General features: G+C 72.2%; 13 protein-coding genes, 2 tRNA genes and 1 other annotated feature. Of the genes, 4 read left to right on the top strand and 11 right to left on the bottom strand.

Annotated features, from left to right (window positions below; genetic code table 11):
• Window positions 1-170: 170 nt before the first annotated feature.
• Window positions 171-1,445 (bottom strand): DNA cytosine methyltransferase, encoded by a 1,275-nt coding sequence (locus tag WAA21_RS04110; RefSeq protein WP_336921488.1) that lies wholly within the window; start codon window positions 1,443-1,445, stop codon window positions 171-173.
• Window positions 1,446-1,544: 99 nt separating this feature from the next.
• Between WAA21_RS04110 and WAA21_RS04105 the strand changes: the two genes are divergently transcribed.
• Window positions 1,545-2,042 (top strand): very short patch repair endonuclease, encoded by a 498-nt coding sequence (locus tag WAA21_RS04105; protein ID WP_336921487.1) that lies wholly within the window; start codon window positions 1,545-1,547, stop codon window positions 2,040-2,042.
• A gap of 573 nt (window positions 2,043-2,615) precedes the next feature.
• Here the strand turns inward: WAA21_RS04105 and WAA21_RS04100 are convergent.
• The 3 genes from WAA21_RS04100 to WAA21_RS04090 all read right to left on the bottom strand — a co-directional run bounded on the left by WAA21_RS04100 (window position 2,616) and on the right by WAA21_RS04090 (window position 3,633).
• The gene (locus tag WAA21_RS04100) at window positions 2,616-2,903 is read right to left on the bottom strand and encodes an IS3 family transposase (RefSeq protein WP_336921486.1); all 288 of its coding nucleotides are present in this window, start codon (window positions 2,901-2,903) and stop codon (window positions 2,616-2,618) included.
• Between the two features lie 54 nt (window positions 2,904-2,957).
• Window positions 2,958-3,087: a sequence feature (AL1L pseudoknot), on the bottom strand.
• 317 nt (window positions 3,088-3,404) lie between these two features.
• A tRNA-Ala gene (locus WAA21_RS04095) sits at window positions 3,405-3,477 on the bottom strand.
• A 48-nt stretch (window positions 3,478-3,525) separates the two neighbouring features.
• Window positions 3,526-3,633, bottom strand: a complete 108-nt coding sequence (locus WAA21_RS04090; protein ID WP_336921638.1) for a DLW-39 family protein — start codon at window positions 3,631-3,633, stop codon at window positions 3,526-3,528.
• A 142-nt stretch (window positions 3,634-3,775) separates the two neighbouring features.
• Between WAA21_RS04090 and WAA21_RS04085 the strand changes: the two genes are divergently transcribed.
• Window positions 3,776-5,473 carry an amidase gene (locus WAA21_RS04085; RefSeq protein WP_336921485.1) on the top strand — a complete coding sequence of 566 codons (1,698 nt, stop codon included), beginning with the start codon at window positions 3,776-3,778 and terminating at the stop codon, window positions 5,471-5,473.
• Between the two features lie 78 nt (window positions 5,474-5,551).
• Here the strand turns inward: WAA21_RS04085 and WAA21_RS04080 are convergent, their stop codons facing one another.
• The gene (locus WAA21_RS04080; RefSeq protein ID WP_336921484.1) at window positions 5,552-6,133 is read right to left on the bottom strand and encodes a sugar O-acetyltransferase; all 582 of its coding nucleotides are present in this window, start codon (window positions 6,131-6,133) and stop codon (window positions 5,552-5,554) included.
• A 108-nt stretch (window positions 6,134-6,241) separates the two neighbouring features.
• On the opposite strand from WAA21_RS04080, the gene WAA21_RS04075 reads away from it, so the two are divergent.
• Together WAA21_RS04075 and WAA21_RS04070 are read left to right on the top strand one after the other, a co-directional pair.
• Window positions 6,242-6,646 carry a nitroreductase family deazaflavin-dependent oxidoreductase gene (locus WAA21_RS04075; RefSeq protein ID WP_336921483.1) on the top strand — a complete coding sequence of 135 codons (405 nt, stop codon included), beginning with the start codon at window positions 6,242-6,244 and terminating at the stop codon, window positions 6,644-6,646.
• Between the two features lie 40 nt (window positions 6,647-6,686).
• Window positions 6,687-7,706, top strand: a complete 1,020-nt coding sequence (locus WAA21_RS04070) for a hypothetical protein (protein ID WP_336921482.1) — start codon at window positions 6,687-6,689, stop codon at window positions 7,704-7,706.
• A gap of 8 nt (window positions 7,707-7,714) precedes the next feature.
• Here WAA21_RS04070 and WAA21_RS04065 read toward each other — a convergent pair.
• From WAA21_RS04065 to recF, 6 genes are all read right to left on the bottom strand, one after another.
• Window positions 7,715-7,788 (bottom strand) — tRNA-Ile (locus tag WAA21_RS04065).
• Between the two features lie 67 nt (window positions 7,789-7,855).
• Window positions 7,856-8,224 (bottom strand): DUF3566 domain-containing protein, encoded by a 369-nt coding sequence (locus WAA21_RS04060; RefSeq protein WP_336921481.1) that lies wholly within the window; start codon window positions 8,222-8,224, stop codon window positions 7,856-7,858.
• 530 nt (window positions 8,225-8,754) lie between these two features.
• Window positions 8,755-11,451 carry a DNA gyrase subunit A gene (gene gyrA / locus WAA21_RS04055; protein ID WP_442893226.1) on the bottom strand — a complete coding sequence of 899 codons (2,697 nt, stop codon included), beginning with the start codon at window positions 11,449-11,451 and terminating at the stop codon, window positions 8,755-8,757.
• A 139-nt stretch (window positions 11,452-11,590) separates the two neighbouring features.
• The gene (gene gyrB, locus WAA21_RS04050; RefSeq protein ID WP_336921479.1) at window positions 11,591-13,681 is read right to left on the bottom strand and encodes a DNA topoisomerase (ATP-hydrolyzing) subunit B; all 2,091 of its coding nucleotides are present in this window, start codon (window positions 13,679-13,681) and stop codon (window positions 11,591-11,593) included.
• Window positions 13,682-13,859: 178 nt separating this feature from the next.
• Window positions 13,860-14,561, bottom strand: a complete 702-nt coding sequence (locus WAA21_RS04045) for a DUF721 domain-containing protein (RefSeq protein ID WP_336921478.1) — start codon at window positions 14,559-14,561, stop codon at window positions 13,860-13,862.
• Entirely contained in the window at window positions 14,558-15,739 is a 1,182-nt protein-coding gene (gene recF, locus WAA21_RS04040; protein WP_336921477.1) for a DNA replication/repair protein RecF, read from the bottom strand. The genes WAA21_RS04045 and recF overlap by 4 nt, the downstream gene beginning before the upstream one ends.
• Window position 15,740: the final 1 nt, after the last annotated feature.

Below are 15,740 nucleotides of genomic sequence, written 5' to 3'. Positions count from 1 at the left end.
TGCAATGTTCCTGTTAATCGGACTACCTCCTGAAAGATTGGACGTAGACCTCTGCGATTTCGGTTGTTCAGCAGACGTCGATGGCGGGCGCGGACTCCTTGGTTTTATCCCTTCGGGGCTGTCGAAAGAGAAGGTGTACTGCCCATGGTCTCGAGTGCCGCCCACATGACTCAACTCACCCGGCTGCGATGTGTGCGCATGTATTCATGACGTCCGTGGCCATCCTGGCCGACGAAAGCCTTGAAGCCTGAGATTCGGTAGGCGGGTCCACCAGGGGTCTCACGAGTCTCAACATGAAAATCTTCGGACAGATGGGCAATGCGCCGCTCGAACTGGCGGAGCGTGAGTTGCTCGGAGGCTTGCTCCATGATCAATTCGGAAGTGAGGAACGAGCGAGACGCGCTCAGCACTCTGTAGATCCCGTCCTGCGTCTCGCTGCTTGTCGGTAGTACTTCGTGCTCCTTTTCGTGCCGGAGTGCCGATATAAGGGAGTCGCCCAGCGCGCGGGCTACTGGCGGCGGGAATGCATTACCAATCTGGCGGTATTGCGCAGTCTTTCGGCCCGCCAAGTTCTCCAGCCAAACTTGATGGCGCTGATCCTCTCGAACCCAGCCCTGAATACGCGCAACCATCCCCACTGTGAGACGAGGCAACCGAACACTTGGATGCGGCGCAGACTGTTGGGGCGCATCGTCCGCCACTCCTAAGGCGTCCACCCCGAGCAAACGCCAAGCAGCCTTGGCGCGAGTTGGCCCCAAGTCAGCGCCACCGTGCTTCTTACTGCCGCCAACGATGGTCGGGGCGATACCTCGCGCCATTTCCATCCACTCGTCAGCGTGCTCCCAGGAATTAGCCGCCATGAGGTCTCGTAGCGACGTTCCCACGGTAGTCGTATTCTCGATTCGTGTCGGCCAAGAGAAGAACGGCCAATCTTCAGGTCGGAGCGCAACCAAGACGAAGCGGGGACGTAGTTGAGGAACTCCATAGTCAGCCGCGTGGAGTAAACGCCATTCAGCGACGTAGCCGAACTTCTTGAGACGGTCGAGCACATGCTGGCGGTAACCGCGAAAGCGAGGCGCGGATAGTCCGCGCACGTTCTCAAGGAGTAGTGCTCTCGGCTCAAGCTGCGAGGCCGTCTCCACGGCCCAAGCAAAGAGATCGCGTTCATCCGACGCGCCGAGCTGGCGTCCGGCCACCGAGAACGGAGGGCACGGCACGCCGCCGGCGAGAAGATCCACCTGCCCCACATGGTCGAGGGGGTTGAAGACGGTTCGGTCCGCGACGTCCCCCTCCTTCACCACGTCGGCTCCAAGGTTGGACCGCAGCGTCTTAGCGGCCCAGGAGTCGAGCTCAATCGCGAGTCGGTGCGCGAAGCCTGCCTGCTCAAGGCCCAGTGCCTGTCCTCCTGCACCAGCGCAGACTTCGATGACAGTCAGCTCAGACAACTTTGGCTCCTCGATCGAGATGGAACACGTGGCGTGGGGGCCATCCTGGTACAGCCTAGGTCTGGCGCCCAGGACGCCACACGGGCATCGTGGTGGCTCATGCCCTCCCCCTCGACGGATGCTCCTGATCCGGTCGAGGGTGCTCTGCCGGCTGTCAGCCCGGGTCGCTCCCGCAACATGCGCGCGATCAAGCGGGCCGACACCAAGCCAGAGCTGCGCCTGCGGGCTGCCCTCCATGCAGCTGGCCTGCGGTTCCGGAAGGACCTTCGTCTTGAACTGGAGGGCAAGACAGTGCGACCCGATGTCGTCTTCACAAGACGTCGTGTTGCCGTTTTCGTCGACGGCTGCTTCTGGCACTCATGCCCTATTCACGGCCGAGCACCAACTACGAATCAGTCCTACTGGGGCCCGAAGTTGGCTCGAACGGCCGTCCGAGACCGTGCCGCAGACGAGGCTCTCGGCGGAGCCGGGTGGACAGTCGTCCGTGTCTGGGAGCACCTCGAGCTCAAGGAGGCCGTGCGCCTCGTCACCGAGGCGCTCAGTTTGCCGAGAGAGCCCCGAACACCGCCTAAACCGCAGGCAGTCTTCGAGCGGTAGATCCGACGGCTTGGCGCTTAAAGGCGTTCTGGCTCGCCCTGCGTTCAGTCGAGGCTCCGAATTAACGCCTCGACGATGGTCGGGGCGGGGTCGTGACGGTAGTGGGCGTCCTCGAGCTTGGCGGGTCGAACGAGGCTGATCTCTTCGTGCAGACGCCTGTGGTTGAAACAGTCGATGTCCTCCGCGACGGCGATCTCGAGGTCGTCGATGGACTCCAGAGGCCCTTATTCCGGGCCAGCTCGGCCTTGAAGAGAGAGTTGAACGCTTCGGCCAGGGCGTTGTCGTAGCTGCCTCCGCTGGAGCCGACCGAGGCGACCGCGCCGGCCTCGGCGAGGCGCTGGGTGTAGCGGACGGCGACCTACTGGACGCTCTTGTCGCTGGGGTGGGTAGGGCCGGTGATGCGTGCCCGGCGTGATTCCGCGTCCTTATCCCCATCTCGAGGGCGTCGAGAGCGCGGTCGGTGCGCAGGCTCTTAGACAGCTGTCAGCCCAGGACCCGCCGACTGAAGACGTCGATGACGAACGCCGCGTAGACCCAGACGGCGAACGTGCGGCAGTAGAAGATGTCGGACGCCTAAAGCTGGTCCGGGGCGGTCGCGGCGAAGGCGCGCTGGACCAGGTCGTGTCGCCCGTCCGGCCCCTGGCCGGGGACGATGGTTTGCGCGGCCACTCTGGCGCGGGTGATGCCCCGCAGGCCGGCGGCGCGCATGAGCCGCTCGACCGTACAGCGCGCGACCGGTCGGGGTCCGTCGCCGCGGTCGACGACGTGCCCTGTCCGGCGGGGATCGGCGTGGGCCTTACGGGCGCCGTAGACGCCGTACTTGTGGGCGTAAAGCGTCCGGATCGCCTCGGTCGTGACCACGTCCTGACGCGACCGCTGCGACGGTGGCCGGACCCTGGCGGCGTAGTAGGTGCTCGGGGCGATCGTGACGCCGGCCTCATTAAGGGCGCTGCACATCGGCTCGACCCCGTGCTCCTTTTTGTGGGGCGTCGATGTAGTCGACGATCACCGCTGTAGGCGGTTGAGCTCCGCCGCGAAGAAGGCCGACGCGCGGCGCAGGATCGCGTTCGTCCGGCGCAGCTCCTTGTTCTCGCGCTCCAGCTCGGCCAGCCGTCGAGCGCATCGGTCGTGGTGCCCGCTCGGGCGCTCTCGTCGACCTCGACCTGGGCGACCCAGCCCCGCAGCGTCTCCGGATCTCGAACCCAGGACCGCTGACACCCTCAACCAACGACCGCGGGCACACTCCGATGCAGCCTGCTGCTGTCTGGCAGTACGCGAAGCTTGGGCGGACAGCTGTACTCCGCTGCTATCAGAACAGGCCAGAGGCCCTTCGCGGCGAGCCGAGAGGGCCTCTGGCCTGGGTGGAGGCGAGGGGACTCGAACCCCTAACCCCCTGCTTGCAAAGCAGGTGCGCTACCAATTGCGCCACGCCCCCGGGTGGTGACGGGCCGGGACCCGTTGGTGCTGGCGGTGCGGGAGGCGGTCAGACCGGGTCGGTCGCCTCGGCCCACAGCTCGGCCTCGTGCTTGCGGTCCGTCCACTTCCGCCAGGCGGCGAAGGCGGCCAGTCCCGCGACCAGGGCGACGAGCATCCGCTTCACGGCGCAAGTCTCGCACAGACCCCGCACACCGCCGGAACCTCGCCGTCACACGACCGTCACGGACGGTTCCTAGGTTCGTCGACGGCGCCGACGAACCCGTCGCCGACCCCCCACCCCGACCCCGGAGGTCCCCGTGACCCTGCCCTCCCCTGCCCGCAGACGCCTCACACCGGTCGTCGGCGCGGCCGTTCTCGCGGCGACGACCGCGACGGCCGGGCTCGTGACCGCTCCCGCGCAGGCCCGTCCCGCCGACCGTCCCGTCCCGCCGCAGCAGGAGCTGCAGCTGGTGGAGGCGACCATCGACGAGCTGCAGAAGGCGCTCGTCACCGGTCGCACGACGTGCACCGAGGTGGTCGAGGGCTACCTCGAGCGCATCGAGGCCTACGACGACCAGTACCTCAGCTACATCGAGCTCAGCGACACCGCGCTCGCCGAGGCGGCGGCCCTGGACGCTCAGAAGGCGACCCGCGGCGCCACGACCCCGCCGCTGTTCTGCGTGCCGGTCGTGCTCAAGGACAACATCGACGTCGAGGGGCTGCCGACGACCGCGGGCTCGCCCGTCCTCGCCGGCATGCTGCCGCCCGACGACGCGTTCGTCACCGAGCAGCTGACCGACGCGGGCGCGATCGTGCTCGGCAAGGCGAACCTCGACGAGTTCGCCTTCGGCTTCGGCGGCGCCAGCGCCCTCGGCGGCCAGGTGAGCAACGTCTACGACCTCACCCGCGGTCCGGGTGGCTCGAGCTCCGGCACCGGCGCCGCCGTCGCCGCGAGCCTCGCGATGGTCGGCCTCGGCACCGACACGGGCGGCTCGGTGCGCGTGCCGTCCTCCGTCGAGGGCCTCGTCGGCATCCGCCCGACGATGCGCCTGGTCTCCCAGGACGGGATCATCCCGCTCGCGCTGTTCCAGGACACCGCCGGTCCCATGTGCCGCGCGGTCGAGGACTGCGCGCTCACGCTGCAGGTCATGGCCGGCTTCGACGACGCCGACAGCTCCGGGCAGTACACGCTGCCGCAGCAGCGCGACGACCGTGGCGTCCTGCTGGGGTCCGAGGCCGCCTACGCCGAGGTCGTCGGCGTGCGGCCGGACGCGTACACCAAGGCGCTGAAGCCGCAGGGGCTGCGCAACGCCCGCGTCGGCGTGGTCCGCGCCCTCTTCGGCAACGACCCCGAGGTGATCGCCACCATGGAGGAGGCCATCGCCGCGATGGAGGCGGCCGGCGCGACGGTGGAGGACGTCACCGTCCCCGACCTCGGCGTTGTCACGTCGTTCACGAGCAACTCCCGGTTCGAGTTCAAGGACCACCTCACCCGGTACCTGTCCGACCGGCCCGTCGACGGCTACCCGCGGACCTTCGACGAGGTGCGTGCGCTCACCCCGTCCCGGCAGTCGACGTTCGCCTCGTACGACGTGTTCGGCACCGACCGCTACGCCAACCCGGACTACGACCTCAACACCCTCGAGCGCCCCGGCTACGTGCGCCCGCGCCTGGAGGCGGCGCTCGACAACACGACCCTCGACGGCACCGCCCTCGGCGAGCCCTACGACGCCCTGCTGTACCCGTCGGTGGTGTCGCTGCCGCGGGTCGGCGGGTCCCCGTCGTCCGGCTCGAACAACCGGCTGAGCCCGTACAGCGGCTTCCCGGCGCTGTCGATGCCCGCCGGCTTCACCGAGGCGACGGCCACGCGGCCCGCGCTGCCCGTGGGCATGGAGCTGCTCGGTCGCGAGTTCGACGAGCCGACCCTGCTGCGCCTCGCCTACGGCTACCAGGAGGCGGTCGAGGGCACCGACCTCGCCCGGCAGGCGCCGACCACGGCCCCCGAGCTGCCCTGACGGCCTGACGGCCTGACGGCCTGCACGACGGAGCCCCCGGCCGGACGGTCGGGGGCTCCGTCGTGCGCGACGGTGTCGTCAGTCCTCCGGCACCTCGAGGTGGCGGACGACGCGGGCCGGGTTGCCGACCGCGACGACCCCGGCGGGCAGGTCGCGCGTGACGACCGAGCCGGCGCCGACCACGGTGTGGTCGGCGATGCTGACGCCCGGCAGGACGATGACCCCGCCGCCGAGCCACACGTTGTCGCCGATGGTGATGGGCTCCGCCGCCTCCCACTTGTCCCGGCGCAGGCGGGGGTCCAGCGGGTGGGTCGGGGTGAGCAGCTGCACGTTGGGGCCCATCTGCACGTCGTCGCCGATCGTGATGGCGGCGACGTCGAGGGCGACGAGCCCGAAGTTGGCGAAGCAGCGGGCCCCGATGCGGATGTTCGTCCCGTAGTCCACGTGCAACGGCGGGCGGATGTCCGCGCCCTCGCCGACGGCACCCAGCAGCTGCTCGAGAAGCGCGCGGCGCAGCGGCTGCTGCCGCGTCGTCGTCGCGTTGTACGCGGCCGCGAGGTCCATCGCCGCGGTCGTCGCCGCCGCGAGCTCCGGGTCGTCAGCGAGGTACGGGTCGCCGGCGAGCATGCGCTCGCGCATGGACCGGTCGTCTGCGCTCATGCCGGTGACCGTAGCGACGGGGCGCGAGGGCGCCGTCCGGACGCGGCGCAGGCCGGGCGACGGTAGCGTCCGTCGCGGCAGGAGCGGCGTCGCGGCGAGGGGGACGGCATGGCGGAGGACTGGAACCAGCGCATCATCGAGGCGTTCCGCGCCAACGGCGGCGAGGTCGAGCAGTTCGGCCGGAGCCTCGTCCTCGTGCACCACGTCGGTGCACGCACCGGGACGGAGCGGGTGTCGCCCGTCATGGGCTTCCCCACCGACGCCGGCTGGCTCGTCGTCGCGTCCAAGGCCGGGGCGCCGGAGCACCCGGCCTGGTACCGCAACCTGCTCGCGAACCCGTCGACGACGCTCGAGGCGCCCGACGAGGGCGAGGTCGCGGTGCAGGTGCGCGAGCTCGACCCGGACGAGCGCGCCGTCGCCTGGCGACGGATCACGTCCGAGGCGCCGGGCTTCGCCGACTACGAGAAGCGGACCGACCGCGTCATCCCGGTGCTCGAGCTCACGCGCCGCTGAGACCCCGACTCGTGGGTCCGAGCCGAGGGGTGCACCCGGTATGACCCCACGCGACCTCGGCGCCTGGTGGGACCCCGACGACGCCGGGACCGACGACGCTCCGGACCGGGCGGAGGCCCCGCGAGCGTCCCGGTCGTCGCGGACGCGACCGGTCGCGCCCCGGACGGCTCGACCGACCGGTCCGCCGCCCGGCGCCGCCGGACTGACGGGCGAGCCGGCGTACGAGCGCGCGCCGTCGCGCTGGTGGTGGGTGGGCGTGGGCGCGGCCGGTCTGCTCGTGCTCGTGTCCGCGGCCATGACGGTGCGGTCGACCGACCTCGGCTGGGTCGCCCTGACCGTGGCCGCGGCGCTCACGGGCGCCGCCCTCGTCGTCGCGGAAGGGCGCCGGCCCCGTCGGGTGGCCGCGTCCGAGGCGGGCGTCGAGCTCGCGACCCGCCGGTCCTCCGTCGACCTGCGGTGGGAGGAGCTCCGTCGGGTGCGGACCCAGGGCGCGGTCGGGTTCGACCACCTCGACCTGCACCTGGAGCGGGACACCGGCGAGCTGCTGCGCCTGCCGCGGCGCACCCCCGGCGGGCTGGTCGAGGCGTGGCGGCACCGCTTCGACGGCGCCCGGCCGGAGGACACGCTGCCGCAGGTGTGGCGGTTGCCCAGGGAGCAGGTGCACGCGCAGCTCGGCTCGCCGTTCGTGCTGCTCGCGCTGGGTCTGCAGCTGCCGAACCTGGTCGGCATCGTCTTCGAGCTGCCCTTCACGTGGGTGGTCGCCGCCTACCTCGTCGTGGCGGGCGGCTTCGGGCTGGCGATGACCCGCTTCCCGCACGCCGCGGCCTACCGTGCCGACACGCACGGCCTCACCCGACCGGGCTGGCGGGCGCGGACCACGGCGTGGTCCGACGTCCGCGACGTACGACGCAGGGGCCGCTACGACCCGGAGACCGTCCTCGAACTGACCTCCGGCGAGGAGGTCGTCGTGCTCGGCCCCGACCTGGACCTGGTCCACGGCTGGTGGCGGAGAGCGAAGGGCGGGACGCCCGTTCGCCGAGCGGGCGACAACCCGACGTAGGACGTGGGTGGGCCTAGGTGGACTTGAACCACCGACCTCTTCCTTATCAGGGAAGCGCTCTGACCGACTGAGCTATAGGCCCGCTGCGCTCGTGCGCACGCCGAGGGTACTGCACGCGCGAGGAGGCTCCGAAATCGTCTACCGAGTCCTCATTCGTCGGTGAGGGTGACGTGCAGCCCGCCCACCAGGCCGGAGCTGATGTTGTAGACGAAGGCGAACAGCGTCGACAGCGCGGTGAGGATGACGATGTTCGCGACCGAGACGACGACCGCGAGCGACAGGACCCGCTCGAACCCGACGTAGGCGAGGATGTCGAAGCGGTTGCTGCCGTCGACCTGCCGCACGATCTCGTTGACGTCGGAGAAGACGCCCATGCCGTTGACGACGTTCCACACGACCGCGGTGACGACGACCCCGACGATGCCGAGGGCGACGGCCAGCAGGAACGACAGCTTGAGCACCGACCACGGGTCGAGTCTCGCCACCGACAGGCGCGCCTTGCGCGGACCTCGTCGCACCCCCGGCCGCGCGCCGCGCGCCGCGCCCGGCTGACCGGGACGCGGCTGACCGGGCTGACCGGGACGCGGCTGACCGGGACGGGGCTGACCGGCACGGACGGGCTGACCAGGCTGACCGGGACGCGGCTGGCCCGGGCGGGCGCCCTGGCCCGGCTGACCGGCGCGCGCCGCGGGCTCGCCGTACGGACCGGGCTGACCCGGCTGACCCGGACGCGCCGGTGCACCGGGCTGCGGCCGCGGAGCGCCGTTGCGCGCCTGGGGGCCGGACGGCGCGGTGCGCGCCGCACCCGACGCGGCCCAGCCGTCGGGGGCCGTGCGGCGGTGCTCGCCGGTCGGGCGCGGTCCACTGCCCCGGCCCGGCGTCCCCGGCGGGAGGTCGCGGGGGTCGCCGGTACGCGCGGCGGGCCGTGCCGTCGGCTGGCTGCCCGTCACCGGACGACCACCGGACTGCTCACGCGCGCCCGAGGGCGCGGACGCGCCACCCGGACGGGGCCCCGCCGTGCTGGGAGAGCTCGTCCCCTCGGTCGTGCTCACCCGTCACCTCCCGTCGCCTCGCGACCGGGGTCGGCCGACCCCTCACCCGACGACGGTACGGCATCGGGCGCCGCATCGGTCACCTCGCCGCCGGGCTCGTCACCCGCCGGCTGCGCTGCCCCGCCGTCCTCGTCGACCCCCTCGACGCCGTCCTCGGCGTCCGACGGCTCGTCCTCGCCGTTGCGGACCTCGCTGTTGAGCGTGGCCGCCAGGACCGTGTCGCCGGTCCGCGTGAGGATGACGCCGTACGTGTCGCGGCCGCTGGACCGCACGTCGGCGACCCGGGACCGCATGACCCGGCCGGACTGCATGATGACGAGCACCTCGTCGCCGTCCGTCGTGATGAGCGAGGCGACGAGGTCGCCGCGCTCGTCGGAGGCCCGCGCGACCTTGATGCCGTAGCCGGCGCGGCCCTGCACCCGGTACGCCGAGACCGGCGTCCGCTTGGCGTAGCCGTTCTCCGTGATGACGAGCACGTCGTGGGCGACCGGCGCCGCCGCGGACCCACCGTCGACCGTCGCGGCCCCGGCGTCGTCGGAGCCGCCGGCGGCGTCGACGCCGTCGTCGCCCTCCGCGCTCTCCGCCTGCTCCGACTCCGCCTGCATCTGCGCCGGCACGACCGCCGCCGACAGCAGCGAGTCGCCGTCGCGGAAGCGCATGCCCGTGACCCCGGAGGTGTCGCGGCCCATGGGCCGCAGCGTGGCGTCGTCCGCGGTGAACCGGATGCTCATGCCCTTGCGGGACACGAGCAGCAGGTCGTCGTCGGCCCGCACGAGGCGTGCCGCGACGAGCTCGTCGCCGTCGCGGAGCTTGACGGCGATCAGGCCGCCGGTGCGCGGGGAGTCGTAGTCCGCCAGCCGGGACTTCTTCACCAGCCCGTCCCTCGTCGCCAGCACGAGGTACGGCGCGTCGTCGTACCCGGCGAGGTCGACGACCTGCGCGATGCGCTCGTCCGGCTGGAAGGCGAGCAGGTTCGCGACGTGCTGGCCCTTGGAGTCCCGCGCGCCCTCGGGCAGCTCGTACGCCTTCGCGCGGTACACCCGCCCGAGGTTGGTGAAGAACAGCAGCCAGTGGTGCGTCGAGGTCGTGAAGAAGTGCTCGACGACGTCGTCGCCGCGCAGCGCCGCCCCGCGGATGCCCCGCCCGCCGCGCCGCTGCGCGCGGTAGGAGTCCGCCCGCGTCCGCTTGGCGTACCCGCCGCGCGTGATGGTGACGACGACCTCCTCCTCCGGGATGAGGTCCTCCATCGAGACCTCCGCCGAGCTCGGCATGATCCGCGTGCGCCGCTCGTCGCCGTACTTGTCGACGATGGCGGCGAGCTCGGTGGAGACGATGTCGCGCTGGCGCTGCGGCGTCGCGAGGATCTCGCGGTAGTCCTCGATCTGCGCGGTCAGCTCCTCGTACTCGTCGACGATCTTCTGCCGCTCCAGGGCCGCGAGCTGGCGCAGCTGCATGGCGAGGATGGCCCGGGCCTGCGTCTCGTCGACGTCGAGCAGCTCCATGAGGCCGTTGCGCGCGTCCTCGACCGTCGGGCTGCGGCGGATGAGGGCGATGACCTCGTCGAGGTTCTCCAGCGCCCGCAGGTACCCGATGAGCAGGTGCTGCCGCTCCAGCGCCTGGCGCAGGCGGTACTGCGTGCGCCGCTGGATGACCTCGAGCTGGTGCTCGATCCAGTGGGTGATGAACCCGTCGAGGCTGAGGGTGCGGGGCACGCCGTCGACGAGCGCGAGCATGTTCGCGCTGAAGTTGTACTGCAGCTGCGTGTGCTTGTAGAGGTTGTTGAGCACGACCTTCGCGACCGCGTCGCGCTTGAGCACGACGACGAGCCGCTGCCCCGTGCGCCCCGACGTCTCGTCGCGGATGTCGGCGACGCCCGCGAGGCGCCCCTCCTTGACCATCTCCGCGATCTTCTCGGCGAGGTTGTCGGGGTTGACCTGGTACGGCAGCTCGGTGACGACGAGGCACGTGCGGCCCTGCAGCTCCTCGACCTCGACGATCGCGCGCATCGTGATCGACCCTCGACCGGTGCGGTAGGCGTCCTCGATGCCGGCGCGACCGAGGATCGTCGCCGCCGTCGGGAAGTCCGGGCCCTGCACGCGCTCCATGAGCCCGTCGAGCAGCTCGGCCCCGGACAGGTCCGGGTTCTCCAGCGCGTACTGCACCGCGGCCGCGACCTCGCGCAGGTTGTGCGGCGGGATGTTGGTCGCCATGCCGACCGCGATGCCGGCGGAGCCGTTGACGAGCAGGTTGGGGAAGCGGCTCGGCAGGACCGACGGCTCCTGGGTGCGCCCGTCGTAGTTGTCGACGAAGTCGACGGTCTCCTCGCCGATGTCGCGGACGAGCTCCATGGCCAGCGGCGCCATGCGGCACTCGGTGTAGCGGTGGGCGGCGGCGCCGAGGTTGCCGGGCGAGCCGAAGTTGCCCTGCCCGTCGACGAGCGGGTACCGCATGACCCACTTCTGCACGAGGCGCACGAGGGTGTCGTAGATCGCCCCGTCGCCGTGCGGGTGGTACTGCCCCATGACGTCGCCGAGCACGCGGGTGCACTTGGAGTACTGCCGGTCGGGGCGGTAGCCGCCGTCGTACATCGCGTACAGGACGCGGCGGTGGACGGGCTTGAGACCGTCGCGGACGTCGGGCAGGGCCCGGCCCACGATGACGCTCATCGCGTAGTCGAGGTAGGACCGCTGCATCTGCTGCTGCAGGTCGACCAGCTCGATGCGGTCGCCGGGCGGGGTGTCGACGGTCTCGGTCACGGTGGAGGGCCTCCGTCAGGTGGGTGGGCGCGGGACGGCGGTCGCGCGGGCCCGGGGGCGGGCGCGCGGTGGCCGCTCAGATGTCGAGGAAGCGGACGTCCTTGGCGTTGCGCTGGATGAAGGACCGACGGGACTCCACGTCGTCGCCCATGAGGATGCTGAACACGGCGTCGGCCGCGGCCGCGTCCTCCAGCGTCACCCGCAGCAGGGTGCGTGTCGCGGGGTCCATGGTCGTGTCCCACAGCTCGTCGAAGTTCATCTCGCCGAGGCCCTTGTAGCGCTGGATCGACTGCTCCTTGGGCAGGCGCTTGCCCGCCTCCAGGCCGGCCTTCGTCAGCGCCTCCCGCTCGCGGTCGGTGTAGGCGTACTCGTGGTCGGCGTTGCTCCACTTGATCCGGTACAGCGGCGGCTGGGCGAGGAACACGTGCCCGGCCTCGACGAGCCCACGCATGTAACGGAACAGCAGCGTGAGCAGCAGCGTCTGGATGTGCTGGCCGTCGACGTCGGCGTCGGCCATGAGGACGATCTTGTGGTAGCGCAGCTTGGAGATGTCGAAGTCCTCGCCGACGCCCGTGCCGAGCGCGGTGATGAGCGACTGGATGGCCTCGCTGCCGAGCGCGCGGTCGAGCCGGGCCTTCTCGACGTTGAGGATCTTGCCGCGCAGCGGGAGGATCGCCTGCGTCTCCGGGTCGCGCCCGTCGACCGCGGACCCACCGGCGCTGTCGCCCTCGACGATGTAGATCTCGCAGCGGGCGGGGTCGCGGCTCGAGCAGTCGCGGAGCTTGCCGGGCATGGAGTTGGACTCCAGCAGTCCCTTGCGGCGCGTGGCCTCGCGGGCGCGGCGCGCCGCGACCCGGGCGGCGGCGGCCTGCTGGGCCTTGCGGATGATGTCGCGCGCCTCGCGGGGGTGGGAGCCGAACCACGCGCCGAGCTCCTCGTTGAGGACCTTCTGCACGTAGCTGCGCGCCTCGGTGTTGCCGAGCTTCGTCTTGGTCTGCCCCTCGAACTGCGGCTCGGAGAGCTTGACGCTGATGACGGCGGTGAGACCCTCGCGGATGTCGTCGCCCGTCAGCTGCTCGTCCTTCTTGAGCATGTTGTTGTCGCGGGCGTAGCGGCCGACGAGCCCCGTGAGCGCGGCGCGGAAGCCCTCCTCGTGGGTGCCGCCCTCGTGCGTGTTGATGGTGTTCGCGTAGGTGTGGACCGACTCGTTGTAGGCGGTCGTCCACTGCATGGCGATCTCGACGCTGATGTGGCGGTCGGTGTCCTCGGACTCGAAGGCGAGGATCTCCGCGTGCACCGGCTCGGACTTCTTGCGGTCGTTGAGGTGCGCGACGTAGTCGACGAGCCCGCCGTCGTAGCGGTACGTCGTGCGGCGCTCGCGCGGCGCGGCGGCCGCCGCGGCGTCGGCCCGCTCGACGTCGTCGGGGCTGTCGCCGTCGGTGACGTGGTCGGTGCGCTCGTCGACGAGGGTGAGCGTGAGGCCCTTGTTGAGGAACGCCATCTGCTGGAAGCGGCTGCGGAGGGTCTCGGCGTCGAACTCGACGGTCTCGAAGATGTCGGCGTTCGGCCAGAACGTCACCGTCGTGCCGGTGGTGGACGTCTCCTCGCCGGTCTCCAGCGGCCCCGTGGGCACGCCGCTGAGGAAGGCGATCCGGTGGACGCGGCCGTCGCGCCGCACCTCGACCTCGAGCCGGCTCGACAGCGCGTTGACGACGCTGACGCCGACGCCGTGCAGGCCGCCGGAGACCGCGTACCCGCCGCCGCCGAACTTGCCGCCGGCGTGCAGGACGGTGAGAACGACCTCGACGGCCGGCTTCTTCTCGACGGGGTGCATGTCGACGGGGATGCCGCGGCCGTTGTCGACCACGCGGACGCCGCCGTCGTCGAGCAGCGTGACCTCGATGGTGTCGCAGTACCCGGCGAGGGCCTCGTCGACGGAGTTGTCGACCACCTCGTACACGAGGTGGTGCAGGCCCCGGGGGCCGGTGGAGCCGATGTACATGCCGGGGCGCTTGCGGACGGCCTCGAGCCCCTCGAGCACCGTGATGTTGGCGGCGTCGTAGCCGCCGCCCGCGGTCGGCGCCGCCGCGGGCGGGGCGGCAGCAGCGGTCTCGGGGGAGGGGGAGGTGCCGGTCGTAGGGTCGGTGGGGACGGTCCCGTCGGTCACGCGGCAGTGCTCCTCGAGTGGGTGGGCAACCCGCTCAGTCTACTCCTGCCGGGCTCGCCGATCCGGTCACCCACAGGCCGGGGAGCCGGATCGCGTCGCGCCAGGGCGCCCAGGAGCCGCGCGGACCCCTTCCGTGAGGGGGGACACGGGCGCGGGGGTCCGTGACGCGAGACGGCGCTCAGCCGTAGGTGTCCCGGGCGCCGCGGCCGCGCACCGACAGCCGCCCGCGCCGCCACGACGGCGCGTCGGGGGCGAGCACGTCGACGCTGCGCACCACGCCCTCGCCGACGACCTCGCCCATGCGCCGCACGACGTCCGGCGCGAGCATCCGCAGCTGGGTCGCCCACGCCGTCGTGCTCGCGCGGACGGTGAGGACGCCGTCGCCGAAGCCGACGGGCACGCAGTGGTCGGCCACCTCGCGGCCCACGACCTCCGGCCAGCGCCCCATGACCCCGCCGACGGCGACGGCGTCGTCCCAGCCGGCGGCCCCGACGAGCGCGCCTGTGACGTCGCCGAGGCGGGCGGGGTCGCGCGGGCCCGGCCGGGCGCCGGACAGGTTGACCTCCTCCCGGGCGCGGCGGGCCGCGTACCGGGCCCGACCGCCGAGCCCGCCCGCGGCGAGCGCGGCCGCCGACCCGCCCGGCAGGGCGCGCACGCCACCGGCCGGACGGAAGCCGCGCGCGCGGGCGGCGGCCAGCGCCCGCTGCCACGCGACGGTGAAGGCGTCGGGCTCGGCGTCGGGCTCGGCGTCGGGCTCTGGGACCGGCTCTGGGACCGGCTCGGGGCCCGGCTCGGCGACGGGGCCGGTCCCCGACCCGGCGCGGGCGGCCGGTCGCCGGGTGCCGCGTCCCGCCCCCGGGTTGTCCCGACGCCCGCTCACGCCGCGGCCACCGTGCTCGTGCCGGTCGCGAGGTCGCGCTCGACGCGCAGCACCCGGCCGGCGAGGCCCGGGGGCACGTCCTCGGCGACCGCCGCGGTGACGAGGACCTGCTCGGCCCGCAGGGCACGCTCGGCGAGGTGGCCACGGCGCCGGGCGTCCAGCTCGGCGAAGACGTCGTCGAGGACGAGCACGGGCTCGCCGTCCTCCCCGCCGGTCTCGGTGAGCAGGTCGAAGGAGCCCAGGCGCAGCGCGAGCGCGGCCGACCACGACTCGCCGTGGCTCGCGTAGCCGCGGGCGGGCATCGCGTTGACGAGCAGGTCGACGTCGTCGCGGTGCGGGCCGACGAGCGTCGTGCCGCGGTCGAGCTCGGCGCGTCGCGCAGCCGCGGCGGCGGCCAGCAGCGCGTCGCGCAGCTCGGCCCGCTCGCGCGGCGGGTCCGGCAGGGAGCCCGCGTCGGCGCTGCGCACCTGGGGGTGCAGCCCGCGCGGGCGGTACCTCGTCGTGAGCGCCCCCGGCACCCCGGACACCGCGCCGTAGGCGGCCTCGGCGTACGGGGCGAGCTGCTCGAGCGTGTCCAGCCGCGCGGCGAGCAGGTCGGCGCCCAGCTGCGCGAGCTGCGCGTCCCACACCTCCAGCGTGCTCTCGACGCCGGCGGCGGCGGACCCGCGCAGCCCCCGGCCGCTGCGCAGCAGGGCGCTGCGCTGCCGGACGACGCGCTCGTAGTCCGCACGGACACCGGCCGTCCGGGGCTGCAGCGCGACGAGGAGGTCGTCGACGAAGCGCCGCCGCTGGTCCGGCTCGCCCTTGACGACCGCGAGGTCCTCGGGGGCGAACAGGACCGTGCGGAGAAGGCCGAGCACCTCCCGCGGCCGCACGGGGGCCTTGTTGACCCGCGCGCGGTTGGCGCGCCCGGGCGTGATCTCGAGCTCGACGAGCGCGGTGCGCCCGCCGCGGCGCACCCGGCCGCGCACGACGGCGCGCTCGGCGCCGGCGCGCACGAGCGCGGCGTCGGTCGCGACCCGGTGGCTGCCGAGGGTCGCGAGGTAGCCGAGCGCCTCCACGACGTTCGTCTTGCCCTGGCCGTTGTCGCCGACCAGCGTCGTCGCGCCGGGGCCGAGCTCGACCTCGGCGGCGGGGTAGGAGCGGAAGTCGCTCAGCGAGAGGTGCTCGACGTGCACG

The sequence above is a fragment of the Aquipuribacter sp. SD81 genome, from assembly GCF_037153975.1.
Classification (GTDB): domain Bacteria; phylum Actinomycetota; class Actinomycetes; order Actinomycetales; family JBBAYJ01; genus Aquipuribacter.
Note: the sequence above shows the minus strand (reverse complement) of the source record. Positions and strands in the feature narration are given on the sequence as shown.